General features: G+C 70.9%; 20 protein-coding genes and 2 pseudogenes. 7 read left to right on the forward strand and 15 right to left on the reverse strand.

From position 1 onward, the window contains the following. Window positions 1–273 precede the first annotated feature (273 nt). Window positions 274–1,803, forward strand: coding sequence for a helix-turn-helix domain-containing protein (locus ACH5AF_RS26665; protein ID WP_398904910.1), 1,530 nt, complete (start codon window positions 274–276; stop codon window positions 1,801–1,803). 143 nt (window positions 1,804–1,946) lie between these two features. Here ACH5AF_RS26665 and ACH5AF_RS26670 read toward each other — a convergent pair whose 3' ends face one another. After that, entirely contained in the window at window positions 1,947–2,273 is a 327-nt protein-coding gene (locus ACH5AF_RS26670; protein WP_398904911.1) for an integrase, read from the reverse strand. Window positions 2,274–2,673: 400 nt separating this feature from the next. On the opposite strand from ACH5AF_RS26670, the pseudogene ACH5AF_RS26675 reads away from it, so the two are divergent. The 3 genes and pseudogenes from ACH5AF_RS26675 (at window position 2,674) to ACH5AF_RS26685 (ending at window position 5,144) form a co-directional block, all read left to right on the forward strand. Next, window positions 2,674–3,422: pseudogene (locus ACH5AF_RS26675) on the forward strand (transposase). A 539-nt stretch (window positions 3,423–3,961) separates the two neighbouring features. After that, window positions 3,962–4,345: pseudogene (locus tag ACH5AF_RS26680) on the forward strand (IS5 family transposase); the annotation flags it as partial. 343 nt (window positions 4,346–4,688) lie between these two features. Further along, entirely contained in the window at window positions 4,689–5,144 is a 456-nt protein-coding gene (locus ACH5AF_RS26685) for an SPW repeat protein (RefSeq protein ID WP_398904913.1), read from the forward strand. Window positions 5,145–5,229: 85 nt separating this feature from the next. On the opposite strand, the gene ACH5AF_RS26690 is transcribed toward ACH5AF_RS26685, so the two are convergent. From ACH5AF_RS26690 to ACH5AF_RS26700, 3 genes are all read right to left on the reverse strand, one after another. Next, window positions 5,230–6,777: an MFS transporter gene (locus tag ACH5AF_RS26690; protein WP_398904915.1), complete on the reverse strand. Its 1,548-nt coding sequence runs from the start codon at window positions 6,775–6,777 to the stop codon at window positions 5,230–5,232. Window positions 6,778–7,081: 304 nt separating this feature from the next. Continuing rightward, window positions 7,082–7,480 (reverse strand): RidA family protein, encoded by a 399-nt coding sequence (locus tag ACH5AF_RS26695; RefSeq protein ID WP_398904916.1) that lies wholly within the window; start codon window positions 7,478–7,480, stop codon window positions 7,082–7,084. After that, window positions 7,477–8,601 carry an acyl-CoA dehydrogenase family protein gene (locus ACH5AF_RS26700; protein WP_398904917.1) on the reverse strand — a complete coding sequence of 375 codons (1,125 nt, stop codon included), beginning with the start codon at window positions 8,599–8,601 and terminating at the stop codon, window positions 7,477–7,479. Before ACH5AF_RS26700 ends, ACH5AF_RS26695 begins: the two co-directional genes overlap by 4 nt. Before the next feature lie 131 nt (window positions 8,602–8,732). On the opposite strand from ACH5AF_RS26700, the gene ACH5AF_RS26705 reads away from it, so the two are divergent. After that, window positions 8,733–10,349, forward strand: a complete 1,617-nt coding sequence (locus tag ACH5AF_RS26705; protein WP_398904919.1) for an AMP-binding protein — start codon at window positions 8,733–8,735, stop codon at window positions 10,347–10,349. A 4-nt stretch (window positions 10,350–10,353) separates the two neighbouring features. Continuing rightward, window positions 10,354–11,169, forward strand: coding sequence for a PaaX family transcriptional regulator C-terminal domain-containing protein (locus ACH5AF_RS26710; RefSeq protein ID WP_398904921.1), 816 nt, complete (start codon window positions 10,354–10,356; stop codon window positions 11,167–11,169). Here ACH5AF_RS26710 and ACH5AF_RS26715 read toward each other — a convergent pair whose 3' ends face one another. Next, window positions 11,170–13,473 (reverse strand): bifunctional salicylyl-CoA 5-hydroxylase/oxidoreductase, encoded by a 2,304-nt coding sequence (locus ACH5AF_RS26715; RefSeq protein WP_398904922.1) that lies wholly within the window; start codon window positions 13,471–13,473, stop codon window positions 11,170–11,172. 1 nt (window position 13,474) lies between these two features. Next, entirely contained in the window at window positions 13,475–14,302 is an 828-nt protein-coding gene (locus ACH5AF_RS26720; RefSeq protein WP_398904923.1) for an enoyl-CoA hydratase family protein, read from the reverse strand. Between the two features lie 221 nt (window positions 14,303–14,523). Here ACH5AF_RS26720 and ACH5AF_RS26725 point away from each other — a divergent pair, with 221 nt between their 5' ends. After that, window positions 14,524–14,943 carry an ATP-binding protein gene (locus ACH5AF_RS26725; protein ID WP_398904925.1) on the forward strand — a complete coding sequence of 140 codons (420 nt, stop codon included), beginning with the start codon at window positions 14,524–14,526 and terminating at the stop codon, window positions 14,941–14,943. A 281-nt stretch (window positions 14,944–15,224) separates the two neighbouring features. On the opposite strand, the gene argF is transcribed toward ACH5AF_RS26725, so the two are convergent. The 9 genes from argF to ACH5AF_RS26770 form a co-directional block, all read right to left on the reverse strand. After that, a complete protein-coding gene (gene argF, locus ACH5AF_RS26730) occupies window positions 15,225–16,232 on the reverse strand; it encodes an ornithine carbamoyltransferase (RefSeq protein WP_398904926.1) in 1,008 nt (335 codons plus the stop codon). A 62-nt stretch (window positions 16,233–16,294) separates the two neighbouring features. Continuing rightward, a complete protein-coding gene (locus ACH5AF_RS26735) occupies window positions 16,295–17,527 on the reverse strand; it encodes an arginine deiminase (protein WP_398904927.1) in 1,233 nt (410 codons plus the stop codon). 609 nt (window positions 17,528–18,136) lie between these two features. Continuing rightward, window positions 18,137–20,710 carry a polynucleotide kinase-phosphatase gene (locus tag ACH5AF_RS26740; protein WP_398904929.1) on the reverse strand — a complete coding sequence of 858 codons (2,574 nt, stop codon included), beginning with the start codon at window positions 20,708–20,710 and terminating at the stop codon, window positions 18,137–18,139. Continuing rightward, window positions 20,707–22,182 (reverse strand): 3' terminal RNA ribose 2'-O-methyltransferase Hen1, encoded by a 1,476-nt coding sequence (locus tag ACH5AF_RS26745; protein ID WP_398904931.1) that lies wholly within the window; start codon window positions 22,180–22,182, stop codon window positions 20,707–20,709. Before ACH5AF_RS26745 ends, ACH5AF_RS26740 begins: the two co-directional genes overlap by 4 nt. 87 nt (window positions 22,183–22,269) lie before the next feature. Beyond that, on the reverse strand, window positions 22,270–23,175 hold the full coding sequence (gene mmuM / locus ACH5AF_RS26750; RefSeq protein WP_398904933.1) for a homocysteine S-methyltransferase: 906 nt from the start codon (window positions 23,173–23,175) through the stop codon (window positions 22,270–22,272). Between the two features lie 15 nt (window positions 23,176–23,190). Further along, window positions 23,191–24,114 (reverse strand): LLM class F420-dependent oxidoreductase, encoded by a 924-nt coding sequence (locus ACH5AF_RS26755; RefSeq protein ID WP_398904934.1) that lies wholly within the window; start codon window positions 24,112–24,114, stop codon window positions 23,191–23,193. Window positions 24,115–24,275: 161 nt separating this feature from the next. Further along, on the reverse strand, window positions 24,276–24,803 hold the full coding sequence (locus ACH5AF_RS26760; RefSeq protein WP_398904936.1) for a DUF6099 family protein: 528 nt from the start codon (window positions 24,801–24,803) through the stop codon (window positions 24,276–24,278). A gap of 300 nt (window positions 24,804–25,103) precedes the next feature. Further along, the gene (locus ACH5AF_RS26765) at window positions 25,104–25,436 is read right to left on the reverse strand and encodes a nucleotide pyrophosphohydrolase (protein WP_398904938.1); all 333 of its coding nucleotides are present in this window, start codon (window positions 25,434–25,436) and stop codon (window positions 25,104–25,106) included. Continuing rightward, complete coding sequence (locus tag ACH5AF_RS26770) at window positions 25,433–26,602, reverse strand: ATP-binding protein (protein WP_398904940.1); 1,170 nt, start codon at window positions 26,600–26,602, stop codon at window positions 25,433–25,435. Before ACH5AF_RS26770 ends, ACH5AF_RS26765 begins: the two co-directional genes overlap by 4 nt. Window positions 26,603–26,606 lie beyond the last annotated feature (4 nt).

Genomic DNA, 26,606 nt, shown 5'->3' on the forward strand with positions numbered 1-26,606 from the left:
CGGGCCACTGACGGCACGCCCCCGGGGCGGTGTCCGGCGAGGCGCTTGCCCGATACCCTGACCCCCCATCAGGGCAGCCGTGCGGCGGGGCGCGATTGCGGCGGACGCGAGCGCCCGACCTACGACGCGGGTCGCGTGGGCGACATGCGGCCAAATGGGGCAAACTCTCTTATTGTGCGAATCCACCGCCGAACGGCCGTCCCTCCGGGGTGACATCACCCGGACGGCCCATCCCTGCGTGATCACATCTCATATGTGAGATAGCCTCCAGCCATGGCAGACGACTACCTCGTACGCATCGGCAAGCTCATCCGTGACGCCCGCCAGCATCGTGGCTGGACACAGAGTCAGCTCGCCGAAGCGCTCGGTACCAGTCAGAGTGCGGTCAACCGGATCGAGCGCGGCAATCAGAACATCAGCCTTGAGATGATTGCGCGCATCGGTGAGGCACTCGACAGCGAGATCGTCTCGCTGGGCTACGCGGGACCCATGCATCTGCGAGTGGTCGGCGGACGCCGGCTCTCCGGCTCCATCGACGTCAAGACGAGCAAGAACGCGTGCGTGGCGCTGCTGTGCGGTGCGCTGCTCAACAAGGGCCGTACGGTGCTGCGGCGCGTGGCCCGCATCGAAGAGGTCTACCGCCTGCTCGAAGTGCTCAACTCCATCGGGGTGCGCACCCGCTGGATCAACGAGGGCATGGACCTGGAGCTCGTCCCGCCGGCCGGTCTCGACATGGACTCGATGGACGCCGATGCCGCACGCCGCACACGCTCGATCATCATGTTCCTCGGCCCGCTGCTGCACCGGATGGATACCTTCCGCCTGCCGTACGCCGGTGGCTGCGACCTCGGGACACGGACCATCGAGCCGCACATGATCGCCCTGCGCCGTTTCGGCCTCGACATCACCGCGACCGAGGGCATCTACCACGCGCGGGTGGACCGTTCGACCTCGCCGGACCGGCCGATCGTCCTGACCGAGCGCGGCGACACGGTGACCGAGAACGCGCTGCTGGCCGCCGCCCGCCATGACGGGGTGACCGTCATCCGCAACGCCTCCTCCAACTACATGGTCCAGGACCTGTGTTTCTTCCTGGAGGCGCTGGGCGTCAAGGTCGAGGGCATCGGTACCACGACGCTGACCGTGCACGGGGTGCCGAACATCGACGTGGACGTCGACTACTCCCCCTCCGAGGACCCGGTCGAGGCGATGAGCCTGATCGCCGCCGCCGTGGTCACCGAGTCGGAGCTGACGATCCGCCGGGTGCCGATCGAGTTCCTCGAGATCGAGCTGGCGGTCCTGGAGGAGATGGGCCTCGACCACGACCGCTCGGGCGAGTACGCGGCGGACAACGGCCGCACCCGTCTGGTGGACCTGACCGTGCGGCCGTCCAAGCTGGAGGCGCCGATCGACAAGATCCACCCGATGCCGTTCCCCGGGCTGAACATCGACAACGTGCCGTTCTTCGCGGCGATCGCGGCCGTGGCGCAGGGCCAGACGCTGATCCACGACTGGGTCTACGACAACCGCGCCATCTACCTGACGGACCTCAACCGCCTGGGCGGCCGGCTGCAACTGCTCGACCCGCACCGGGTGCTGGTCGAGGGCCCGACCCGCTGGCGCGCTGCCGAGATGATGTGCCCGCCGGCGCTGCGGCCGGCAGTGGTGGTCCTCCTCGCGATGATGGCGGCCGAGGGCACGTCGGTGCTGCGCAACGTGTACGTCATCAACCGCGGCTACGAGGAGCTGGCGGAGCGTCTGAACACGGTGGGCGCGCAGATCGAGATCTTCCGCGACATTTGATACGAGGATGCCGCCGCACCCCGTCTGACCTGCTACTTAGCGGGTCAGGGAGGGGTGCGGCGGCATCTCTGGGACTTCTCTGGGACTTTGGGCCCGCGGTGGGCTGCGAGCCGCGCTCGAGAGGCTCTGCCGACCGGCCGCGGCTACGCGAAGATCGCGTCGATGGCGGCGCTGCCCCGTGCACCGGCGCGGGGCAGGAAGTGGGAGTACTTCCGCAGCGTGAACCCGGGGTCGGAGTGCCCCAGCCAGCGTGCCAGGGAGACGATCGATTCGCCAGCCTCCAGTTCCTCGGAGGCGTAGAAGTGGCGCAGGGCGTGGAAGCCGTGCTCCCGGGATGGCTCCCGCCCGCGAGCGCCGTTTGTGTTGCCCTCCTCCAGCGGAGCGATCACGCCGGCCTCAGCCAGAGCGGGCTTCCACACGTAGGAGTTGAAGTAGTTCCGGTTGATGGCCTTCCGTTCGCGTCCTGTCACCAAGAGGTTGTAGGTCCTCGGCCGCCGGTGTTTGGCTTCAACCGGCGTCTCGGCAGGAGTCGGGTCGTCCCAAGGCAGCGTGACCGGGATCGGCGCGAACTGCTCCGTGTGCTGCTGGATGGCCCGAGCCACGCTGGATGGCAGCGGCACGTCCCGTACCTTGCGGCGAAACACAGCCTGGAGAGCGTCGCCCAGACGAGACGGATCGAGGTCGGACCGAGGTCCTTCTCCAGCCGCTTCTTCCAGTGGCGCAGGACTTCTGTGCCGATGGCGTTGAGCGGCTGAGCGCCCAGGTGGGGGAGTGTCTCATCAACGGCGGATCTGCTGATCAAGGGAGAGACGCCACGTGAGCGAGACGACGATCGATCACGAGTCCGTGGAGGAGCCGGCCGGTGGTGCGATGCCGTCGGCCGCGTCGGACGAGCAGCTCGTCGCGATGCTGGTTGACCGGGCCCGGAGCGAGGGCTTGCAACTGACCGGCGAGGGCGGGCTGTTGCAGATGCTGACCAAGCGGGTGCTGGAGTCCGCCCTCGAGGGCGAGATCACCGATCACCTCGGCTATGAGAAACATGATCCGGCCGGGCCGGCAACAGCCGCAACGGCACGCGGGCGAAGACTGTGCTGACCGATGTCGGCCCTGTCGAGGTGAAGGTGCCCCGCGACACCGCCGGCAGCTTCGAGCCGCAGATCGTCAAGAAGCGGCAGCGGCGCCTGACCGGCGTCGACGAGATGGTGCTCCCCGAGGCCGTGGAAACCGTCTGGCCTCGCACAATCGTGCAAACCTGCGTCGTTCACCTGCTGCGGAACAGCTTCCGCTACGCGGCCCGTCAGGACTGGGACAAGGTCGCCAAGGCCCTCAAGCCCGTCTACACCGCCCCCAGCGAGGACGCGGCCACGGAGCGGTTCCTGGAGTTCCAGGAGTCCTGGGGGCGGAAGTATCCGGCGATCGTGAAGCTGTGGTCGGACGCCTGGGCCGAGTTCGTGCCCTTCCTCTCCTTCGAGGTCGAGATACGCAAGGTCATCTGCAGCACGAACGCGATCGAGAGCGTCAACGCCCGCATACGCAAACGGTGGACCATGCGCTGGAAGGCACCCCTGAACGCCTTCCAGATCGCCTTCGAGGGCCGCCTGACCCCGAGCCACAACTGACCACTAAACAATCAAGATCAGCCGTTAAATTGACACACCCGCCGATAGGGCCGTGGGAGGATGCGGTCCATGACTTGCATTCGAAGGGGCCGTGCCGCGTAGAACACCAGCTTCGCTTCGGTCGCGGGAACGTGGCTGGGGAAGACCCTGGGTGCGGTATCGCGATGTCCCCGGACTATCGGGAGCAGCAAATGCCGCCGTCCGTGTGCTCGAACGGGAGCGATTGTCTCCGGGCGTCGTGGCAGTGGCGTTGAGCGTGTGGTCCGTGCGCGTCCATGGCACCAAACGCCGTTGGAGACGGTGGGAGGCTGAGTTCACCTGCCCTTGCTGCGGTGAGGGCTGGGCCCGGGACAAACTGCAAGACGCTCTGTTCATGCTTCCGCCAAGAGCCGCCGCCGAACTCCGGGTGCAGGTGGAGCGCCTGGACGTGATGCTCCTCGGGCGAACGCATCACGAGCCAATGGCAGACCCAGAGCTGGCGTGGTGGCATCGCAGGTGCTGACCGTGCCTATGCCACCCGCTGATTCGTTGGCTCTTGTATGACTGGTCGGGGCGATCTGACAGAGGCGGAGTGGCGACGTCTCGAGCCGCTCCTTCCGAGAGGCAACAACCGCTGCGGGCGGTGACGCGATCACCGTCAGGTGGTCAACGGCATCCTGCACCGGGTGCGGACCGGGGTGCAGTGGCGTGATCTGCCGGAACGCTATGGGCCGTGGAAGACCGTCTATGAGCGTCATCGACGCTGGTCGGCCGACGGAACCTGGGAACGGTTGCTCCAGCAGGTGCAGGCCCAAGCCGCCGGTGGGATTGACTGGGATGTCGCAGTTGACTCCACCTCGATCCGTGCCCAGCAGCAGGCAGCCGGCGCACGGAAGGCGCCGCCACCCGCCGCTTCAAAAGGGGCGGCGGCTATGGCACACCAGAGCGGAGGACCGTGGGTGAGACTGTGCGCCCGCCTGGTGGAGGTGGTGCAGGAGGTGAAGCGCGACAGGACCTAGCTCCGTCTTCGTTCCAGGCTGCTGGGGACCTGACGACGACAGGATATGTTCGATAATCACTTGAAACTTGCAGTTTCGAACAGATCAGGTGCCAGTAAGGATCAGGTCCGCACCTCGGCCCTCCCGTTCCGGATCACCGGACACGCACAGCGGTTCGCCGCCCCACAGCCGTCCGCCGCGCGGAAATTGCCCATTTGACCTCGCGGCCCGACAGGCGTTCCATAGGACATAAAGGACAGATAAGGCTGCTGACAGGAGGCGGCCCACCATGACCACCCGTTCGGACATCACACAACACCCGGACCTGGCCGAGATGCGTTCCCGCTTCGAGCGGGCGACGACCAATCCCCTGGCCCAGGCCGTCGAAGCACTGGGACTGGTGACCGGCGTCTATCTCGCGGCATCGCCGTGGATCGCCGGCTTCAGCGGCGTCACCGCCCTGGCGGTGACCAATCTGATCCTCGGTATCGCCTATGCGGTCTGCATGAGCGGCCTGGGATCCGCCTACGAACGTACTCACGCCATGGCGTGGGCAGCATGCCTCATCGGCGCCTTCACGATCATCTCGCCGTGGGTCGTCGCCGGAAACGTCGACACCACGCGAACCGTTGTGAACAACGTGATCGTCGGCGCCGTCGCCCTTCTGTGCGCCCTGGCCATGGCCGTCGGCGCTCGGACCGAACGCGTACGCGGCCGGTCCCTTGGTCCCTCTGCGATGAGCTGACCTGTCACAACCAGCAAGGGCCCCGGCATGAGCGCCGGGGCCCTTGCCGACCGCGCCGACCCAGCGGGGGGGCACGCGGTGACGCTCACGACCCCGGCGTCACGGTGCCCTTGAGGCGTTCCAGGTCATCGGGGCGGACCTGGATCACGATCAGGGCGATCACCGCGGAGAGGGCGGTGAAGACCGCGGCCACGATGAAGGCGGCGGACACGCCGGAGGTCAGGACCTGGTCGCTCCACGGGGCCGGCAGCTGACCCGTGGAGACGAACCGCAGCCGTTCCGCCGGTGTCGCCTGGGACATGAAGCGAGGGATCTGTTCCTCGGCCTCGTTAGTGCTGGCCGTGCCGAAGACGGTGACCAGGATGGACAGCCCGAGTGAACCGCCCACCTGCTGGGTGGCGTTGAGCAGGCCGGACGCGGCGCCGGACTCGTGCACCGGCACCCGCGAGAGCGCCATCAGCGTCAGGGAGACGAACTGCATGCCCATCCCGAGGCTGAAGACCAGCATGGGGCCGAGGACGCTTCCCGCGTAGGTGGAGTGGACGTCGATCAGGGTCAGCCACGCCAGGCCGGTCGCGGTGAGCAGCGCACCGGTCACCATGAAGGGCTTCGGTCCGTACTTCGGCAGCAGGTGCGAGGCCGTGCCCGCGCCCACCGCGATCACGGCGCTGACCGGCAGGAAGGCGAGTCCGGCCTGCAGGGGGCCGAAGCCCAGCACGTTCTGGACGAACAGGGTGAGGAAGAAGAACATCCCGAAGATCGCCGCGGCGAGGCAGAGCATGATGCCGTACGTGCCCGCCCGGTTGCGGTCGCCGAACATGTGCAGCGGGGTGATCGGCTGTTTCGAGCGCCGCTCGACGGTGATGAAGAGCGCGAGCAGCACCACGGCCGCCGTGAAGGACGCCAGCGTGAACACGTCGCGCCAGCCTTCCTGTGCCGCGCGGATGAACCCGTAGACCAGGGCCACCATGCCCAGGGTCGAGGTCAGCGCGCCGAGGAGGTCGAAGTGCCCGGGGTGCCGCTGGGACTCCCTGAGGTGGCGCGGGGCGGCGAGCGCGATCAGCAGTCCGATCGGCACGTTGACGAACAGCACCCAGCGCCAGTCGAGCCATTCGACGAGCATGCCGCCCGCCAGCAGACCGATCGCGCCGCCGCCCGCCGAGACGGCCGCGAAAGCGCCGAAGGCCCGGTTGCGTTCCGGGCCTTCCTTGAAGGTGGTGGTGATCAGGGCCAGCGAGGTCGGTGAGGCGATCGCCCCGCCGACACCCTGGAGGGCACGGGCGGCGAGCAGTTGGCCGGCGTTCTGGGCGAGTCCGCCGAGCAGCGAGGCGACGACGAACACCAGCACACCGAAGATGAAGACGCGGCGCCGGCCGAGGATGTCGCCGATGCGCCCGCCGAGCAGCAGCAGGCCGCCGAAGGTCAGTGTGTAGGCGTTGACCACCCATGACAGGGTGGTGGTGGAGAAGTCCAGCGACCTCTGGATGTGCGGCAGCGCGATGTTCACGATGGTGATGTCGAGGACCACCATCAGCTGGCAGGAGGCGATGACGAGGAGCGCCATCGCGTTCCCGCGCCCGCCCCGGTCGGAGGCGGTGTCCGATGTCGCTGATGCCGGTCGCGGGGTGGTCATGGCGCATCGTGCCTCTGTCGTGGCGCATCCCCTTCGGATGTCACCCGTTCAGCGGGTTTGTCAGACGGCTTCGTCCACTGTTCGACGTTAAGCCCGGCCCCGAGGGGGTCACCACTCGATCATGGGTGGGCGCCGGGCGGCGAAGGCATGGAGGACCGCTGCGGCGGCCGGTTTCACCGGTTGGTCCGCCGCCGCCCGCGCCCGGGTGTTCTCGGTCTCCGACTCACGCCCCCCGCGCGCCGTTCGACCGGCCGGCGGCCGTGCGGCAGGAGGGCCAGGGGCCGCGGGCGGGCGTGGCCGCAGGTCAGGGCAGGACGGCCGTCCCGTCCACCTCGACCAGGCACGCGTCGTCCCACAGCCTGACCACGCCGATCACCGCCATGGCCGGGTAGTCGCGGCCCGCCAACCTGCGCCAGATGCGGCCCAGTTCGACGGCGTGGGCGCGGTAGTCGTCGACATCGGTGGCGTAGACGGTGACGCGGGCGAGGTCGTGGGGGGTGCCGCCGGCCGCGGCGAGCGCGGTGAGCAGATTGGCCAGGGCCGTCTCGAACTGCTCGGGCAGCGTGCTTCCGACGACCTTGCCCTCGGTGTCCAGGGCGGTCTGGCCCGCGAGGAACACAAGCCGGGTACCGGACGCGGTGACGGCGTGGGAGAAGCCCGTGGGGGGCGACAGCTCGGCCGGGTTGTGCCGTTGCAGGCTCATCGGGACGCCTCCGCCGCGTACAGCTCCTTGGCGATGATCGTGCGCTGGACCTCGGTCGCACCCTCGTAGATGCGGGGGGCACGGACCTCTCGGTAGAGGTGTTCGAGCAGGTGGCCGCGCTGGAGGGCGCGGGCGCCGTGCAGCTGGACAGCCGAGTCGACGACATACTGCGCGGTCTCCGTCGCGAGCATTTTGGCCATCGCGGAACGTGTCGGCACGTCGGCCGCCCCCTCGTCGTACGCGCAGGCCGCCGCATACACCATCAGGCGGGCGGCCTCGGTGCGGGTGGCCATCTCGGCGACCGTGTGGGCGACCGACTGCAGGTCCTTGAGCGCGCCCCCGAAGGCCCTGCGGTGCGCTGTGTGCGCAAGGGTCGCGTCCAGGGCAGCGCGCGCCATCCCCACGGCGAACGCGCCGACGCTCGGGCGGAAGAGGTTGAGCGTGTCCATCGCGACGCGGAAGCCGCGGTCCGGCTCGCCGAGCAGGTCGTCGGCCGTCACCGGGACGTCGTCGAATGTGAGCGCGCCGATCGGGTGCGGGGAGAGCATGTCGAGAGCGGTGCCGCTGAGTCCGGGCCGGTCGGCGGGGACGAGGAACGCGGTGACGCCGCGCGCGCCCGCGCCTTCGGTGGTCCGCGCGAAGACGGAAGTGAAATCGGCCCCGGGGGCGTTGGAGATCCACCGCTTCTCGCCGCTGAGCCGCCAGCCGCGCCCGTCCGGCACCGCCTTCAGAGTGAGCGCGGCGGCATCCGAGCCGGCGTCGGGCTCGCTCAGCGCGAAGGCCGCCACCGCCCGCCCGGCCATCACCTCGGGGAGCCAGCGCCGGCGCTGGGCGTCGGTACCCGCCCGGACCAACGGGGAGGTGCCGAGGCCCTGGAGCGCGAGGGCGGTCTCGGCCTCGGTGCAGCCGTACGCCAGCGACTCGCGCAGCAGGCACAGTTCGAGGGCGCCGGCCGTGAAGAGGCGCTCCAGCAGGCCGAGTTCGCCGAGGGCCGCCACCAAGGGGCGGTTGACGTGCCCCGGTTCACCCTTCTCGGCGAGAGGGCGCAGGCGGGTGGCGGCCAGCGTGCGCAGCTCGGCACACCAGGCGGCCTGTACCGGATCCAGTGAGAATACGGGCATTCGCGCCCCACTTCGTACGGCCGGAGGTCCGGGGTGCCCCCCGGCGAAAGCACAGTATCGCGGACCGTTGACTGTCGTCACCATCACGATACGCTCGTTTCGCGACCCCACCACCAGAAGAGGGGCGAACGATGGAGCTGACACCTTCGGCCCACCTGGACACCTTCGCGCGCGACCGGCTGCCGCCCGTCGACGAGTGGCCGGAGATGGTCTTCGATCTGCCCTCGCTCCGGTACCCGCGACGCCTCAACTGCGCCGCCGAGCTCCTGGACGGCACCATCGCGCGCCACGGCGCCGGCCGGCCCGTCTTCCGTGTGGGCGCAGGCGGCGTCTGGACGTACGGCGAGCTGCGTGAGCAGGTCGACCGGATCGCCCATGTCCTCACCGGTGACCTGGGCGTGGTCCCCGGCAACCGGGTCCTGCTGCGGGGGCCGACCACGCCCCATCTCGCGGCCTGCTGGCTCGCCGTTCTCAAGGCAGGCGCGGTCGCGGTCACCGTGCTGGCCCAGCAGCGGGCGAAGGAGCTGGCCACGGTGTGCGAGATCGCCACGGTCCGGCTCGCCCTGTGTGACGTCCGGTCGGTCGACGACTTGGTCAAGGCCGAGGTACCGGGGCTGCGGATCACCACGTACGGCGGCGACGGGCCCGAGGACCTGCTGCGGCTGGCGGCGGCGCGGCCCCCGAAGCCCTACGAGGCGGTCGCGACGGCCGCCGACGACGTCGCGCTGATCGCGTTCACCTCCGGCACCACCGGCCGCCCCAAGGGCTGTATGCACTTCCACCGGGACGTCCTCGCGATCGCCGACACATTCTCGGCCCATGTGCTGCGGCCCGAGGCGGACGATGTGTTCGCCGGCAGTCCCCCGCTGGGGTTCACCTTCGGGCTCGGCGGCCTCGTGGTCTTCCCGATGCGGGCCGGGGCGTCCGCTCTGCTGCTGGAACAGGCCGGCCCGACACAGTTGCTGCCCGCGATCGCGGAGCACCAGGTGTCGGTCCTGTTCACGGCCCCCACCGCCTACCGCGTGATGCTGGACAACCTCGACGGGCACGACGTCGGCTCGCTGCGACGGTGTGTGTCGGCCGGTGAGAACCTCCCCGAGGCGACCTGGCGGTCCTGGCACGAGCGGACCGGTCTGCGCCTCATCAACGGCATCGGCGCCACCGAACTGCTGCACATCTTCATCTCCGCGGCGGACGACGCGATCCGGCCGGGCACCACCGGGATCCCCGTACCGGGCTGGCAGGCCCGGGTGGTGGACGAGCAGGGCGTGCCGCTGCCCGACGGCGAGCCGGGGCTGCTGGCCGTACGCGGTCCGGTCGGCTGCCGCTATCTGTCCGACCCCCGGCAGCGGGAATACGTGCGCGGCGGCTGGAACATCACGGGCGACACCTACGTACGCGAACCGGACGGCTGGTTCCGCTACGTCGCACGCGCCGACGACATGATCATCTCGGCCGGGTACAACATCGCGGGCCCCGAAGTGGAAGAAGCCCTGCTGCACCACCCCGACGTGGCCGAGGCAGCGGTCGTCGGGCGGCCCGACGAGCTGCGCGGCCAGATCGTGGTCGCCTGTGTCGTGCTGCGCGAGGGCGCGGAGCGCGGCGACGGCACGGCCGAGAAGCTGACCGAGTCGGTCAAGCAGCGCCTCGCGCCGTACAAGTGCCCGCGCGAGATCGTGTTCCTCGACGCGCTGCCGCGTACACCGACCGGCAAGCTGCAGCGCTACCGGCTGCGCGCTCTAGAGTGATCACGTGGCCGAGCAGCACACCCCCGGATCCCTGATCGTCACCCTGTACGGCGCCTACGGACGCGAGCACACGGGTTCCCTCGCCGTGGCCGAGCTCATCCGGCTGCTGGGCGTCCTCGGCGTGGACCCGCCGTCGGTGCGGTCCTCGGTGTCCCGGCTCAAGCGCCGCGGACTGCTGGTGGCCGAGCGCACCGCGGACGGCGCGGCCGGTTACGCCCTGTCCGCGGACGCCCGTCAGCTCCTCGACGACGGCGACCGGCGGATCTACGCGGCCTCGTCGGCCGACCTCGGCGACGGCTGGGTCATCGCCGTCTTCTCCGTCCCCGAGGCCGAACGCCACAAGCGGCATCTGCTGCGCTCCCGCCTGGTCAGACTGGGCTTCGGGGCGGCGGCACCGGGCGTGTGGATCGCTCCCGCCCGCCTGTTCGACGAGACGCAGCACACCCTGCGCCGCCTCCAGCTCGACGCGTACGTGGACCTGTTCCGCGGCGAGCATCTCGGTTTCATGCCCACGGCGGAGGCGGTCTCGCGCTGGTGGGACCTGGCGGCGATCGCCAAGCAGCACGAGGAGTTCCTCGATCTCCACGAGCCGGTGCTGCGCTTGTGGGAGGCGCGGGAGGACACCCCCGCGGAGGACGCCTACCGGGACTATCTGCCGGCCCTGGACTCCTGGCGCCGGCTTCCGTACGCGGACCCGGGGCTGCCCGCCGAGCTGGTGCCCCAGGGCTGGCCCGGCGGCCACTCGTGGGAGGTCTTCGCCCGGTTGCACGCCCGGCTGCGGGACGCGGGCGCGGCCTTCGTACTGGGCGCACGGGGCTGATCAGCTCAGGGTGAGCCGGGGCCTCGGGGCATCGGTGCGGCCTGTCGGGGGCTTGCGGCTGCCCGCGAGGTACGGCAGCGGCCAGCGAGCGGCGTCTCCGGCGTAGTCCTGGTCGGCCGCCGCGTGCAGAGTCCAGTGGGGATCGTAGAGGTGCGGCCTGGCCAGGGCGCAGAGGTCGGCGCGGCCGGCGAGCAGGATCGAGTTGACGTCGTCCCAGGAGGAGATGGCGCCCACGGCGATGACCGGGACGCCCGCCTCGTTGCGGATCCGGTCGGCGTACGGGGTCTGGTACGAGCGGCCGTACTCGGGACGTTCGTCCGGCACGACCTGGCCGGTGGAGACGTCGATCGCGTCGGCGCCGTGTGCGGCGAAGGCGCGGGCGATCGCGACGGAGTCCTCGGGGGTGGTGCCCCCTTCGGCCCAGTCGGTCGCGGAGACGCGGACGGTCATGGGCCGGTCCTCCGGCCAGATCTCCCGCATCGCGTCGAACACCTCCAACGGGAAGCGGAGCCGGCCCTCCAGGGAGCCTCCGTAGCCGTCCGTGCGCCGGTTGGTCAGCGGGGAGAGGAAGCCGGAGAGCAGGTAGCCGTGCGCGCAGTGAAGTTCGAGGAGGTCGAAGCCGCTGTCGGCCGCGCGGCGGGCGGCCGCGGCGAACTGGGCGCGGACCTCGGCGAGTCCGGCGCGGTCCAGTGCGTGCGGGACCTGATTGACGCCGGGGCGGTACGGGAGCGGGGAAGCGGCGGACACGGGCCAGTTGTCCTCGTCCAACGGCTGGTCGATGCCTTCCCACATCAGCTTGGTGGAGCCTTTGCGGCCGGAGTGGCCGAGCTGGACCCCGATCGCGGTGCCCGGCGCCCGGTGGTGGACGAAGTCGGTGACGCGGCGCCATGCGGCGGCCTGTTCGTCGGTGTAGAGCCCGGTGCAGCCGGGAGTGATCCGGCCCTCGCGGCTCACGCACACCATCTCGGTCATCACCAGTCCAGCGCCGCCGAGCGCACGGGCACCGAGGTGGACGAGGTGGAAGTCGCCGGGGAGCCCGTCCCGCGCGACGTACAGGTCCATGGGCGAGACGACGACGCGGTTGCGCAGGGTCAGTCCCCGCAGCCGGAAGGGGGTGAACATGGGCGGGGTGTCCGGCGGGCACCCGAAGTCCCGCTCCACGGCCCCGGTGAAGGCGGCGTCACGCAGCCGCAGATTGTCGTGGGTGACCCGGCGACTGCGCGTGAGCAGGTTGAAGGCGAACTGCCGGGCCGGCTGGTCGAGGTAGGTCGCGAGCTCCTCGAACCAGCGCAGGCTCGCGGCGGCGGCCCGCTGGGTGGACTCGACGACGGGACGGCGCTCGCTCTCGTAGGCGGCGAGTGCCGCGGCCAGGTCGGGGTGTTCCTGGACGCAGGCGGCCAGCGCGAGGGCGTCCTCGACGGCGAGCTTGGTGCCCGAGCCGATGGAGAAGTGCGCGGTGTGGGCGGCGTCGCCGAGGAGGACGACGTTGCCGTGCGACCAGCGCGCGTTGACCACGGTGCGGAAAGCGGTCCAGGCGGAGGAGTTGCCGCGCAGGGGGCGGCCGTGGAGAGCCTCACTGAAGATCTTGGCGCAGCGTGCGGCGGACTCCTGCTCGTCGAGTTCGTCGAAGCCCGCGGCGTGCCACACCTCCTCGCGCATCTCGACGATGACGGTGGAGGCGTCGGCCGCGAAGGGGTAGCCGTGCAGCTGCATGACGCCGTGCTCGGTCTCGGCGATCTCGAACCGGAAGGAGGGGAAGGCGAAGTCGGCGGCGAGCCAGATGTAGCGGCAGCGGTGGGTGGTGATCCGGGGGCCGAACGCGTCGGCGTGGGCCTCCCGGGTGGCGCTGTGCACGCCGTCGGCGGCGATGACGAGGTCGTGGTCCACGGCGAGGTCGGCGGCGGGCGGTGCGGGCGTGCGGAAGCGGAGGCGTACGCCGAGGGACGCGCAGCGCTCGTGCAGGATCTCCAGCAGTCGTCGCCGGCCGAGTGCGGCGAAGCCGTGCCCGCCGGAGGTGAGGAGGTGTCCGCGGTGGACGACGTCGATGTCGTCCCACCGGACGAACTCGTCCTTCAGCGCGCCGTGGACCACGGGGTCGGCGTGCTCGATGCCGCCCAGCGTCTCGTCGGAGAGGACGACGCCGAAGCCGAAGGTGTCGTCGGGCGCGTTGCGTTCGTAGACGGTGATGTCGCGGGCCGGGTCGAGCCGCTTGAACAGCGCGGCGGCGTACAGTCCCCCGGGTCCGCCACCGATGACGGCGACGCGCAGGGGGCGCCGGGCACTGGGCGGCGGGACAGGGGACATGTCAGCGGCCCTGCCAGCTGGGCGCGCGCTTCTCGGTGAAGGCGGCGTGGAACTCCGCGTAGTCCTGGCCGTTCATCAGCAGCGCCTGGGTGGCCGCGTCCATCTCGACGGCGGCGGCGAGCGGCATGTCCAGTTCGGCGGTGAGCAGGGCCTTGGTCTGTGCGTACGCCAGCGCGGGCCCGTCCGCGAGATGGCGGGCCAGCTCGGCCGCACGCTTGTCCGCCTGGCCCTCGTCGACCAGTTCGCTGAGGAGACCGATCCGTTCGGCCTCGGGCGCGCGCACCGGTTCGCCGAGCATCAGCAGCCGGGTGGCGTGGCCGAGCCCGACGACCCGCGGCAGCAGGTACGCCGCGCCCATGTCGCCGCCGGACAGCCCCACCTTGGTGAACAGGAAGGCGAACTTCGCCGAGGCGTCGGCGATCCGGAAGTCGGCGGCCAGCGCCAGTACCGCACCCGCCCCGGCGGCCACCCCGTGCACCGCGGCGACGACGGGGAAGGGGCACTCCCGGATCGCGCGGACGACCTGTCCCGTCATCCGGTTGAAGTCCAGGAGCTGGGCGGTGTCCATGGACAGGGTCGCGCCGATGATCTCGTCGACGTCACCGCCCGAACAGAAGCCGCGGCCCTCGCCGCCGAGCACGAGCGCCCGTACGGAACGCTCGCGGGAGAGCTCGGCGAGCAGATCGCGCAGGTCGGCGTACGCGCCGAAGGTGAGCGCGTTGAGCTTTTCGGGCCGTTCCAGCGTGACGTTCGCCACGCCGTCCTGTCGGGTCAGCCGCAGGTGGCGCCATTGCTCGGTGCGCGTCGCGGAACCGGAAAAGGGGCTCATGAGTGGGGCCTCCTTCGGCGGACGGTCGTCCTGCTGCCTGCCGTTCGAAGCTATCACCCATTCGTGACTGCCGTCACGGGCGCGCGATATCCGTCTTGTGACAGTACTGGGGGCGCGTCCCGTTTCTGGCACAGGTCCCGACGGGAAGCCCTCGGGGCCCTTGTCGGGCGTGAAGGTGTTCGTAGGGTGAACACACCACCGCCACCGAACGGACATTCCCCGTGCCCGAAGCCCCCGACTACGCCTCCTGGCGCATCGCGCTGCCGCACACCACGGCGGCCGTGCCCATGGCCCGCGCGATGATCCGCGCCGCACTGACGGACATCGAGGCGTCGCCGGACAGCGACACGGCCGAGCTGCTCACGGCGGAACTGGTGGCCAACGCGGTGGAGCACACCCCGCACCGCGTGCCCATAGAGCTGGTGATCGAGCTGATGCCCACGGGCTGTCATGTCGAGGTGCACGACGCCGATCCGGCGCCGCCCGGCGATCTCTCACCGGCGGCGCCGGCTCATGTGCCCGATCCGTGGCAGGAGCACGGCCGCGGACTGCTGCTCGTGAGGACACTCAGCTCGACCTGTGGGCACCGCCCGACGGCCCGCGGCAAGGCGGTCTGGTTCACTCTGCCCGTACGGCGCTGACGAGCTCCGGCGGCCCGGGACAGGATGACGGGCCGACCGCCCGCCCGGGACCGGATGACGGGCCGACCGCCCGCCCGGGACCGGATGACGGGCCGACCGCCCGCCCCGAGTGGCGCCGGCCGGGGAGCGCGTGGACGACCGCACCGGCAAGCGGGTCGTGGGGCGCGACGCAGTTCGTGCTCGTCGCGCACAAGGGAGTGGGGTCCGGGCACGCGAGCCCGGACCCCACCGAGGACGGCTCCCCACCGCCGATACACATGTCACCCACGTGGGGGGCGTGGCTATTCAGTGGTGGCGAGTGTGGCGACCATGACGGCCTTGATCGTGTGCATACGGTTCTCCGCCTGGTCGAAGACGACGGAGTGGGCCGACTCGAAGACCTCGTCGGTCACCTCCAGCTCCACGAGCCCATGGCGCTCGTGGATCTCGCGCGCGACCGAGGTGCCGAGGTCGTGGAAGGCCGGCAGGCAGTGCAGGAACTTCACGTCCGCGTTGTCCGTCGCGCGCAGCACGTCCATGGTCACCGCGTACGGACCGAGCATCTTGACCCGCTCGTCCCAGACCTCCTTGGGCTCGCCCATGGAGACCCAGACATCGGTGGCGACGAAGTCAGCGCCGCGCACACCCGCGGCGATGTCCTCGGTGAGGGTGATCCGCGCACCGCTCCCCTCGGCGGCCCGGCGGGCCGCGGCGACGATCTCCTCGGCCGGCCAGTACGCCCGCGGCGCGACGATGCGCACGTCCATGCCCAGCAGGGCACCGGTGGCCAGGTAGGAGTTGCCCATGTTGAAGCGGGCGTCTCCCAGGTAGGCGAACGAGATCTCCGTCAGCGGCTTGTCGGTGTACTCGGTCATCGTCAGCACATCGGCGAGCATCTGGGTGGGGTGCCAGTCGTCGGTGAGCCCGTTGTAGACGGGCACCCCCGCATACCCGGCCAGCTCCTCGACGGTCTCCTGCGCGTCACCGCGGAACTCGATCGCGTCGAACATCCGGCCCAGCACTCGGGCGGTGTCCTTGGCGGACTCCTTGCTGCCGATGTGGGAGCCGGACGGGTCGATATAGGTCGTGGACGCGCCCTGGTCGGCAGCGGCGACCTCGAAGGCGCAGCGCGTCCGGGTCGACGACTTCTCGAAGATCAGCGCGATGTTCTTGCCACGCAGCCGCTGGACCTCGGCACCTGCCCGTTTGGCGGCCTTGAGGTCAGCGGCCAGGCCGATCAGGCCACGGAACTCCTCGGCCGTGAAGTCCAGCTCCTTGAGGAAGTGGCGGCCTTCGAGATGTATCGCCATGGTGGCTGCTCCTGGGTCGCGAAATGCGGTGACCTTGGAAGTCTATACGACTCAATGCATCTCTATACAGCATCCCTCTCCACAGGACAGCTCATGCAGCGCGGACCGCCCCTCCCCCGACCCAGCTCACTGCCCGGTATCTCGATCACTTCGATGCCCTGTTTGCGCAGATGGGTGTTGGTGGTGACGTTGCGCTCGTAGGCCACGACGACACCGGGTTCGACGGCGAGCACATTGCAGCCGTCGTCCCACTGCTCGCGCTCGGCCGAGTGCACGTCCTGCGTCGCGGTCAGCACCCGGATGTCCTTCATCCCGAGCGCCGCCGCGATCGCGTCGTGCATACGCTCCGGCGGATGGTCGCTCACCTTGAGCGCGCCGATGCCGTCGGCCGGTTCGATGGTGTACGAGCGGAGCATGCCGAGGCCCGCGTACTGCGTGAAGGTGTCCCCGTCGACCATCGTCATCACGGTGTCCAGGTGCATGAACGCCCGGCGCTTGGGCATGTCCAGAGCCACGATCGTGCGGGCGGAACCTGCCGCGAACAGCCCGCGCGCCAGCATCTCCACGGCCTGCGGTGTGGTGCGCTCGCTCATCCCGATCAGTACCGCGCCGTTGCCGATCACCAGCACGTCGCCGCCCTCGATGGTGGAGGGATAGTCGTCCTGCCCCTCCGACCAGTGGTGGAACGGCTCGTCCTCTCCGCCCACGAAATGCGGATGGTGCTTGTAGATGGCCTCGAAGTGCACCGTCTCCCGCTGCCGGGCCGGCCAGCGCATCGCGTTGATGGAGACGCCGTCGTAGATCCAGGCCGAAGTGTCCCGGGTGAAGATGTGGTTGGGCAGGGGGTGGAGAAGGAAGTCGTCCAGGTCCATCACATGGAAGCGGACGGACGTCGGCTCACTGTGACCGGCCAGGAACTCCCGCTTGGTCATCCCCCCGACCAGTGCCTCGACGAGATCGGAGGTGGGCAGCGCGTCGAACGCGGCCCGCAGGTGATCGGTCGCGAGCGGCCCGTACTCCTTCTCGTCGAAGACGCGGTCCAGAACGAGCTTTCTGGCCTCGGGGATCTCCAGCGACTCGCGCAGCAGATCGCCGAAGAGATGCACCTCCACCCCTCGGTCACGCAGAACGTCCGCGAAGCCGTCGTGTTCCTGACGGGCGCGGCGCACCCACAGCAGGTCGTCGAAGAGCAACGCGTCCTTGTTGCTCGGCGTCAGCCGCTTCAGCTCCAGATCGGGCCGGTGGAGGATGACCTGGCGCAGCCGCCCGGCCTCGGAGTCGACATGGAATCCCATACCTCTATCCTCGCCGCGCGGACGGCCCTTCACCCGGCGAACGGCCGACCTCGTCACAGCGCTCGCGGCGTCGACGCGCCGGTCCCCACACCTCGACAGGAGCACGGGCATCACAGGCCGGGCGGCGGGTCACGTCACGGCGTCAGCGAACGTGGTACCTGGCACGCGGGGCCAGTGGGCCCGCGCCGTGGGTTACGTCGGGGGCAGCAGGCGCGGCAGCAGGCGGCGGCGGGCCGGGCGGGGTCGGCGCGGTCGGTGACGTTCGGACAGCCCGTGGCGGCGTCAGTGGGCGCGGGACCTGGCGGCGTCGGGCCGGTGGGGCCGCGCGCCCGGTGACGCGCGGGCAGCCTGTGACGGCACGGCGTCAGTGGCGCGGTGCCTCCTGGTGGACGCCGCACGCCGGCGCGCGATGCAGCGCCTCTGTCGCGGCCTGCGTCGCGGCGCACGGCAGCTTCGCCATCCGCTTCGTCTCCGGGTCCGGCAGCGTCTGCGAGGTCGCGCTCCGCGTATGGAACCAGAACGCCGCAGCGCGTGCATCCGCAGGCTCGGCGCTGCCACGGCGCTGCGGGGAGGCACTGACAGTGCCTCCCCGCAGCCGACCGGACCTGTTCAGAGCCGGGGGTCGACCGGCTCCGACTCCAGGGCCAGCACCGCGAACACGGCCTCGTGGACCCGCCACAGCGGCTCCCCGTCGGCAAGCCGGTCCAGTGCCTCCAGCCCCAGGGCGTACTCGCGCAGGGCGAGTGAGCGCTTGTGGTTCAGGAACCTCTGGCGCAGCCGCTCCAGGTTGTGCGGACGGGTGTACTCCGGGCCGTAGATGATGCGCAGGTACTCACGGCCGCGGACCTTGATGCCCGGCTGCACCAGCCGGCCCTTGCCGTCCTTGGCGAGCGCCCGCAGCGGCTTGACGACCATGCCCTCGCCGCCGCGGCCCGTCATCTCCAGCCACCAGTCCACGCCCGCGCGCACGGACTCCTCGTCGCCGGTGTCGACGACCAGTCGCCGAGTGACCTGGAGCAGCCCGGTCGGGTCGTGCTCCACGAGCCGGTCCAGCCAGGCGAGCTGCTCGTCGTGCGCGACCGAGGCGAGCGAGCGGCCCCGGCAGGCGAGGACCTGGAACGGCGCGAGCCGCACCCCGTCGAGGCCGTTGGTCGTCCAGCAGTAGCGGCGGTAGGCGTCCGTGAACGCCGCGGCGTCGGTGGCCCGGTCGAGCTGCCGGGTGTGCAGGTCCGCCACGGCGACGCCTCGTGCGACGGCTGCCTCCAGCGCCGCGCCCGCCTTGGGCAGCACGGCGCCCGAGGCGGCGCCGACCGCCGCGTACTGGGAGCGCAGCAGACCGGACGCCTTCAGCGACCAGGGCATCAGTTCGCCGTCCAGCAGCAGCCAGTCGGTGTCGAGTTGGTCCCACAGCCCGGCCGCGCCGACGGCCGTGCGCAGTCGCTGGAGGATCTCCTCGGTGACCGCCTCGTCGTCGAAGAACGGCCGCCCGGTACGGGTGTGCAGAGCGCCGGTGGGGCCGTCCACGCCGAACCGCTCCCGGGCCGCGTCCGCGTCGCGGCACACGAGCGCGACCGCACGCGACCCCATGTGCTTCTCCTCGCACACGACCCTGTCGATGCCGTCGGCCCGGTACTGGAGGAACGCCTCGGCCGGATGCTCCAGGTACCCCTCCTCCCGCGACGTGGCGGTGGGCGCCATCGTCGGCGGCAGATAGGCGAGCAGCCGGGGGTCGACGGCGAAGCGGCTCATGACCTCCAGCGCCGCGGCCGCGTTCTCCTCGCGCACGCCGATGCGTGCCATGTGCCGGGTCTCGACGATCCGGCGGCCCGACACGTCGGCGAGGTCGAGCGGGCGTCCCTCGCGGCCACCGGGCGCCTCGGCGACGAGCGGCCTGGTCGGCTCGTACCAGACCTTTTCGGCGGGCACGTCGACCAGGTCCCGCTCCGGCCAGCGCAGCGCGGTCATCCTGCCGCCGAAGACGGCGCCGGTGTCCAGGCAGATGGTGTTGTTGATCCACGAGGTGTTCGGCACCGGCGTGTGTCCGTAGACGACGGCTGCCCGGCCGCGGTAGTCCTCGGCCCAGGGGTAGCGCACGGGCAGCCCGAACTCGTCGGTCTCTCCGGTCGTGTCGCCGTACAGCGCGTGCGAACGGACGCGGCCGGAGGTGCGGCCGTGGTACTTCTCGGGCAGGCCGGCGTGGCAGACGACGAGCCTGCCCTCGTCGAGCACGTAGTGGCTGACGAGGCCGTCGATGAACTCCCGCACCTGCTCCCGGAAAGCGGGGTCGCGGGCGTCCTCCTTCTCCAGCTGCTCGACGGTCTCGGCGAGCCCGTGCGTGTGCTGGACGGATCGTCCCTTGAGGTAGCGCCCCAGCTTGTTCTCGTGGTTGCCCGGTACGCACAGGGCGTTGCCCGCCGCGACCATGCCCATGACGCGGCGCAGCACTCCGGGACTGTCGGGGCCGCGGTCGACGAGGTCGCCGACGAAGACGGCCGTACGGCCCTCGGGGTGAACGCCGTTGTCGTAGCCGAGCTTGCCGAGCAGGGTCTCCAGCTCGGAGCTGCAGCCGTGGATGTCGCCGATGATGTCGAACGGTCCGGTGAGATGGCGCAGGTCGTTGTAGCGGCGTTCGAGGACGATCTCGGCGCTGTCGACCTCCTCCGGGCTGCGCAGGACGTGGACCTTGCGGAAGCCCTCGCGTTCCAGTCCGCGCAGGGAGCGGCGCAGTTCGCGGCGGTGGCGCGCGATGACATGGCCGGGCATGCCGGCGCGGTCGGGGCGGGTGGCGTTGCGCGCGGCGCAGACGTCCTCGGGGAGGTCGAGGACGATGGCGATGGGCAGCACGTCGTGCTCGCGGGCGAGGCGTACGAGCTGCCGGCGGCTCTCGGTCTGCACGTTGGTGGCGTCGACGACGGTCAGCCGTCCGGCGGCGAGCCGCTTGCCCACGATGTAGTGCAGGACGTCGAACGCGTCACCGCTCGCGCTCTGGTCGTTCTCGTCGTCGGCGACGAGGCCCCGGCAGAAGTCGGAGGAGACGACCTCGGTGCGCTTGAAGTGCTTGTGGGCGAACGTGGACTTGCCCGAACCGGTGGCACCGACGAGGACCACGAGGGACAGGTCGGTCACCGGGAGCCGCCGGCCGGGGGCGGCGGCGGTCGCGGTGGTTTCCGTGGTGCTGGTCATGCGGCGGTCGCCTGCTTCGTGGTCGTGTCGGTCGTCGTCTTCTCGAACACCGCCATCTGGGTCGGCGGGCCCACCTCGGGGTCGTCGGGGCCGACGGGGACGAAGCGCACCGCGTAGCCGTGGCGCCCGGCGACGGCTTCGGCCCAGGTCCGGAACTCCTCGCGGGTCCATTCGAATCGGTGGTCGCCGTGGCGCACATGGCCGGCGGGCAGCGTCTCCCAGCGGACGTTGTACTCGACGTTCGGAGTGGTCACCAGCACGGTCTGCGGGCGCGCGGAGCCGAACACCGCGTATTCGAGGGCGGGCAGCCTCGGCAGGTCGAGGTGCTCGATGACCTCGCTGAGCACTGCGGCGTCGTAGCCCGCGAGCCGCTTGTCGGTGTACGTGAGGGAGCCCTGGATCAGTGCGACGCGGGCGGCCTGCCGCTCGCCGAGGCGGTCCAGCTTGAGCCGGCGCCCGGCGATGGTCAGGGCACGCACCGATACGTCGACGCCGACGATCTCGGTGAACCGGACGTCCTTGAGCAGCGCCTGCACCAACTGGCCCTGCCCGCAGCCCAGGTCGAGGACACGGCTCGCGCCGGCGGCGCGCAGCGCCTCGAGGATCGCTTCCCTGCGCTGCTCGGCGAGCGGTACCGGGCGCTCCTCGGTGTCCTTGGTCTCGTCCACGGCGTTGTCCACGTCCTCGACACGGAGGTCGTCGGCCTCGGCGAGGCGCACCAGTTCCAGGCGCTCCATGGCCTGCCGGGTCAGTCCCCAGCGGCGGGACAGGTAGCGGCTGGTGATGAGCTTCTGCTCAGGGTGTTCGGCGAGCCAGCCCTCGCCCGCGCGCAGCAGCTTGTCGACCTCGTCCGGTGCGACCCAGTAGTGCTTGGCGTCGTCGAGGACGGGGAGCAGGACGTACAGCTGACGCAGGGCGTCGGCGAGCCGCAGCTCCCCTTCGAGCACCAGCTGCACATAGCGCGATGCGCCCCATTCGGGGAACTGCTCGTCGAGGGGCACCGGTTCGGCCTCGACCGAGGTCCAGCCGAGCGGTTCGAACAGCGCCCGGACCAGATCGGCGCCGCCACGGGCGGCGACCGCCGGCACCTCGATGCGCAGCGGCAGCGTGGCCTCGGCCCGTTCGGGCAGGGCGGCGCACACACCGCGCAGCGCGGTCTTGAACACCGTGCTCAACGCCACGGCCAGCAGTGACGACGCCGCGTAGGGGCGGTCGTTGACGTATTGGGCCAGCGCCGAGTCGGGGGCGCCGCCGCGGCCCTTGCCCTTGCCGCGCCGTACGAGCGCCACCGGATCCACCTCCAGCAGCAGTGCGGCCGTGCACCGTTCCGCGGACGCCTCGGGGTAGAAGACATGTGCGGTGCCGTGCGAGGTGGAGAACGCCTGCGCCTTGTCGGGGTGCTTGTGCAGCAGGAAGCCGAGGTCGGTCGCGGGACGTTCAGGGGTACCGGTCGTACTGATCGTCAGGAACACGCGTTTGAGTATCGTGCGCTCGGTCCGCCCCGACCAGCAGTTTTTGTCACAATCGGGCCCCAGAGCGCCACCACCGCGCGGCAGGCGTCACTCCGTGCCCAGGAGTCGGGCCAGCGCCCCGATCTGCGCCGGGCCCACACGGCAGCAGCCGCCGACGAGCCGGGCTCCGCCGGCACACCAGGCGCGCGCCGCGGCAGGGTCGTACGCGCTCGCGCCCTGCCAGCGCCGCTCGACGGCGTCCCATCCCTCGCCGCTGTTGGGGTAGGCGACCACGGGTTTGCCGGTGACCTCGGCTGCGGTGCGGACCGCCGCGGCCACCTCGTCCGGGTCGCAGCAGTTCACGCCGACCGCGAGCACGCCGTCCCGGCCCGCGGTCAGCGCGAACGCCTCCGCGAGGTCCTGGCCGGCCCGGGTCCGCCCGCCCGTGACGGTGTACGACAGCCACACCGGTACGCCGCATCCCTCGGTCGCCCGCAGCAGCGCCCGCGCCTCGTCGGCGTCCGGAACGGTCTCCAGGGCCAGCACGTCCGGACCGGCGGCCACGAGGGCCTCGATCCGCGGCCGGTGGAAGCGCTCCAGCTCCGCCGTGGTCAGCCCGTAACGGCCCCGGTACTCGCTGCCGTCGGCCAACATCGCCCCGTACGGGCCGACCGAGGCGGCGACCCACACCTCACGGGGCGCCGCTTCGGCCGCGCTGCGCGCCAGTGCGACGCTCCGGCCGAGGAGGCGGGCGGCCTCGTCGTGCCGGACGCCCCGGCGGGCGAACCCCTCGAACGTGGCCTGGTAGCTCGCGGTGATCAGCACCTGGGCGCCCGCCCGTAGGTATGCCGCGTGCGCCGCTTCGATCTGCCGTGGATCGTCGGCGAGGAGCCGTGCCGACCAGAGGTCGTCCGACAGGTCGCAGCCCTGTGCCTCCAACTGGTTGGACAGCCCCCCGTCGAGGACGAGGACGTCCCGGGCGAGCGCTTCGGCGAGTGTGCGGGCGGGTCTCACGGTGGCTCCCGGAAATCAGGTCAGCTGAGCCATGACCTGGGCGGAGATGAGCTCCAGGTGGTCCAGATCGTGCAGGTCCAGCACCTGGAGGTAGATCCGGGACGAGCCGGTCGCCGCATAGTGGCCGATCTTGTCGACGGCCTCGGCCGGGGACCCGGCCAGTCCATGCGCCTTGAGCTCGTCCACGTCGCGGCCGATCGCCGCCGCGCGGCGGGCCACCTCGCCGTCGTCCTTGCCGACGCATACCACCAGCGCGTTCGAGTAGATCAGGTCGTCGGGGGAGCGTCCGGCCTTCTCGGCGGCGGTACGGACCCGGCCGAACTGGCGCTCGGTGTCCTCGACCGAGGAGAAGGGCAGGTTGAACTCGTCGGCGTACCGCGCGGCGAGGCGGGGCGTGCGGGTCGCGCCGTGACCGCCGATCAGCACGGGGATCTTGTCCTGGACGGGCTTGGGCAGGGCCGGGCAGTCGATCAGCCGGTAGTGGTCGCCCTCATAGGTGAAGGTCCTGCCGACCTCGGTGGCCCACAGGCCGGTGACGATCTCCAGTTGCTCCTCGAGCCGGGCGAACTTCTCCGTGGGGAAGGGGATGCCGTACGCCTGGTGCTCCTCCTCGAACCAGCCCGCGCCCAGCCCCAGTTCGATCCTGCCGCCCGACATCTGGTCGGCTTGGGCGACCTGGATGGCCAGCACGCCGGGGAGCCGGAAGGTGGCCGCCGTCATCAGTGTGCCGAGGCGGATCCGCTTGGTCTCGCGGGCCAGACCGGCAAGGGTGATCCAGGCGTCGGTCGGGCCGGGCATGCCGCCGGCGGAGCCCATGCGCAGGTAGTGGTCGGACCGGAAGAAGGCGTCGAAGCCGAGCTCCTCGGTGGCCGTCGCGACGCGCAGCAGGGTGTCGTAGCTCGCCCCTTGCTGAGGCTCGGTGAAGATTCGAAGATCCATGCATCCATCCTGCACCTTTCGCCGCCGCGCACTCAGGTCACGAGGGCAGGTGACGAGTGCCGGTCACGCGGCACGTTCACCAGGCCGGCATCACGCGGCCGGGATCACGCGGCGCCGGTCGCGTGGGCCGGTTCACACAGCGCGGGCTCACGCGGCGCCGGTCACGAGGTGCCGGCCGCCGGCCCCATCTCGGCGACGGTCCCCGCCGGGCCCGCCCGGCCGCGGACCGTTTCGGGAGGGCGCTCGGGCTGGTGCTCCGCGAGGCGGCGCAGCATGCCACGCACACGGTCGCTCGACTCGTCCGCGGCGTCTATCGTCTCGATGCACTGCCAGTAGAGCCCCTCGTCGTCGGTGGCGCAGGCGACGCCGACGAGAGCAATGCCGACCTCGCCGAGCAGGACGTTCAGCCCGATCAGCGCGGCCTCCGGGTCGCTCACTCCCGACAGTTGCGTGGCCCGCGCGCCTCCGCTGCGCACCATCGGATGGTCGAGCACACCGCACCCGCGCCCGCCGATCTCGCCGAGCCCCCGGGCCTCGCCTCTGAGTTCGGCGGGCCCGCTCATCACGAGCCGGCTGCCGATCGCCTGGGCCAGCGCCTGGATCTGCCAGGCCTCGGCGACGATCTCCGGCGCGGACCGGCTCTGCGCCAGTGCATGGCGGCTGATCTCGATGAGCCGTAACGCTTCCATGAGCGCTCCCCCGTTCGTACGACTTCCTGCCCACTCAGTTCATTACCCAGAGTGAAGGTCATCGACCAAAAAAGCCAAGGGAATTCGGAAATCTGTGGACACCAAGGCTGTTGTGGATAACTCAATAACTCCAAAGAGTGACGGAGGAGTGTCGTAGCAGCCGTGGCGCCCCCTCACCGCATCTATCCGAATCTGTCCGACGCGACCCCGGACCACCCCTGCGGCGCCCCCGAGCGCCCCGGGTCGCACCCCGGCCGCACCCCCGGCCGCACCCCGGCAGACCCGGGTGATCCCGCGCCGCTACGGGGCTGGAAAACGCCCCTCGTTGCGGTCGATCTTGTCGGACAGGGCCTGAAGCACGTCGATCCCGAGCACCTCGCAGAACTGGAGCAGATACGCGAGCACATCCGCGACCTCGTCCCGCACCCGGTGCGCCGTGCCGTCGTCCTCCATCACACGTGCCGACTGTTCGGGCGTCAGCCACTGGAAGATCTCGACCAGTTCGGCGGCCTCCACGCTCAGCGCCACCGCCAGGTTCTTCGGGGTGTGGTACGGCTGCCAGTCACGTGCCGCCGCGAACTCCGCCAGCCTGCGCTGGAGCCCCGCCACGTCCAGCCCGTCGTCTCTCGTCACGGCACCAGGTCTACCACCGACACTCCGGCGACCCCGCGCGCGCACGAGGCGTCGGAGACCGCCCCCGCCAGCCGGATGTGCCCTCTGGCGCACATCTCGGCCGCCAGGCCCACCAGTTCGCGCGCCTGCGCGGGATCCAGGCAGCGGTCGAAGCCGTCCGCGAGCACGGTCAGCGACTGGTACGCCGCCGGCACCTCGGCCACCTGGTCCACGGACAGCACGCCAGGCCCGGTGAGCAGGACCAGAGCGAGGGCCAGGTACCTCAACTCCCCGTCCCCGAGGTGCCCGAGGGGCGTGTCGGCGCATGTGCCGCCGCGGGCGAGCAGCGCCCGCACCGTGCCGTTCCCCAGCTCCTCGACACGCAGGTCCGTCACCTCCCCCGCGCATCCCACACGCGCCGCCGCGGCGAGCCGCGCATGCCGCTTGCCGCATTCGCTGCGCGTACGGTGCAGGACCTCGGCCAGGTTGTCGCATCCGCGCCGCAGCCTGCCCGGGCCGGCGGCGACCGGCTTCCGCATCCGCTGGGGCCACGGGTCGCAGGCGAAGACGGACCGCAGCGCGAGGACCACCTGCTCGGCAGCGGCCAGCACCCGCAGCTGCGCCGGGGTCCTTCCCGCGACGTGCAGCGGCAGCAGGGCGGTGCCGAGCCGGTCGGCGGGCAGCCGGCCGCGGGTGACACCGGCCGCACCGGCGGTGTGCCAGGCGGCCTCCACCTCCGCGCGGGCGGGATCACGCAGGGCCGTGGTGAGTAAGGTCCGTCCGCCGGCGGTCAGCCGTTCACCGACGACCTCCAGGCGCGGGGTGGCCTGGACCGCGAGGTCGAGGCGCACGGGTCCGGCGGGCCCGTCCACCGTGCACCCGATCCGGAAGCCGCGGCGCCCCTGCCGGTCAGCCCGTGCCCCTTCCGGAACGCAGTCGGCCGCCTCGGGGAAAACTGCCTCGAGATCGTGTCCGCAGCCGAGCAGGGCGAGTGCCTCGTACGCCTGGAGTGCACTCGACTTGCCGCTGCCGCTGGCCCCCGCGAAGAGCGCCATGGGGCCGAGGGCGAGGACCGCCCCACGGTGCTTCCTGAAGGCAGTGAGCCGTAGTTCGGTGACCTGGGGTCGGGCGGCGCCGGCCTCGCCGGGCCGTGCGTGCGGTTCGACGACCGGTGAGTTCGCATCCATGAGC

It is taken from the genome of Streptomyces sp. NPDC018833 (assembly GCF_044390825.1).
Lineage (GTDB): Bacteria > Actinomycetota > Actinomycetes > Streptomycetales > Streptomycetaceae > Streptomyces.

What these genes read in the sequence shown, in the direction of transcription:
- ACH5AF_RS26735 (WP_398904927.1), bottom strand. Translation starts at nt 17,527, where the DNA reads ATGGGATTCCATGTCGACTCCGAGGCCGGGCGGCTGCGCCAGGTCATC.
- ACH5AF_RS26770 (WP_398904940.1), bottom strand. Translation starts at nt 26,602, where the DNA reads ATGGATGCGAACTCACCGGTCGTCGAACCGCACGCACGGCCCGGCGAG.
- ACH5AF_RS26740 (WP_398904929.1), bottom strand. Translation starts at nt 20,710, where the DNA reads ATGACCAGCACCACGGAAACCACCGCGACCGCCGCCGCCCCCGGCCGG.
- ACH5AF_RS26715 (WP_398904922.1), bottom strand. Translation starts at nt 13,473, where the DNA reads ATGTCCCCTGTCCCGCCGCCCAGTGCCCGGCGCCCCCTGCGCGTCGCC.
- ACH5AF_RS26690 (WP_398904915.1), bottom strand. Translation starts at nt 6,777, where the DNA reads ATGACCACCCCGCGACCGGCATCAGCGACATCGGACACCGCCTCCGAC.
- ACH5AF_RS26720 (WP_398904923.1), bottom strand. Translation starts at nt 14,302, where the DNA reads ATGAGCCCCTTTTCCGGTTCCGCGACGCGCACCGAGCAATGGCGCCAC.
- ACH5AF_RS26665 (WP_398904910.1), top strand. Translation starts at nt 274, where the DNA reads ATGGCAGACGACTACCTCGTACGCATCGGCAAGCTCATCCGTGACGCC.
- ACH5AF_RS26760 (WP_398904936.1), bottom strand. Translation starts at nt 24,803, where the DNA reads ATGGAAGCGTTACGGCTCATCGAGATCAGCCGCCATGCACTGGCGCAG.
- argF (WP_398904926.1), bottom strand. Translation starts at nt 16,232, where the DNA reads ATGGCGATACATCTCGAAGGCCGCCACTTCCTCAAGGAGCTGGACTTC.
- ACH5AF_RS26755 (WP_398904934.1), bottom strand. Translation starts at nt 24,114, where the DNA reads ATGGATCTTCGAATCTTCACCGAGCCTCAGCAAGGGGCGAGCTACGAC.
- ACH5AF_RS26700 (WP_398904917.1), bottom strand. Translation starts at nt 8,601, where the DNA reads ATGCCCGTATTCTCACTGGATCCGGTACAGGCCGCCTGGTGTGCCGAG.
- ACH5AF_RS26695 (WP_398904916.1), bottom strand. Translation starts at nt 7,480, where the DNA reads ATGAGCCTGCAACGGCACAACCCGGCCGAGCTGTCGCCCCCCACGGGC.
- ACH5AF_RS26685 (WP_398904913.1), top strand. Translation starts at nt 4,689, where the DNA reads ATGACCACCCGTTCGGACATCACACAACACCCGGACCTGGCCGAGATG.
- ACH5AF_RS26705 (WP_398904919.1), top strand. Translation starts at nt 8,733, where the DNA reads ATGGAGCTGACACCTTCGGCCCACCTGGACACCTTCGCGCGCGACCGG.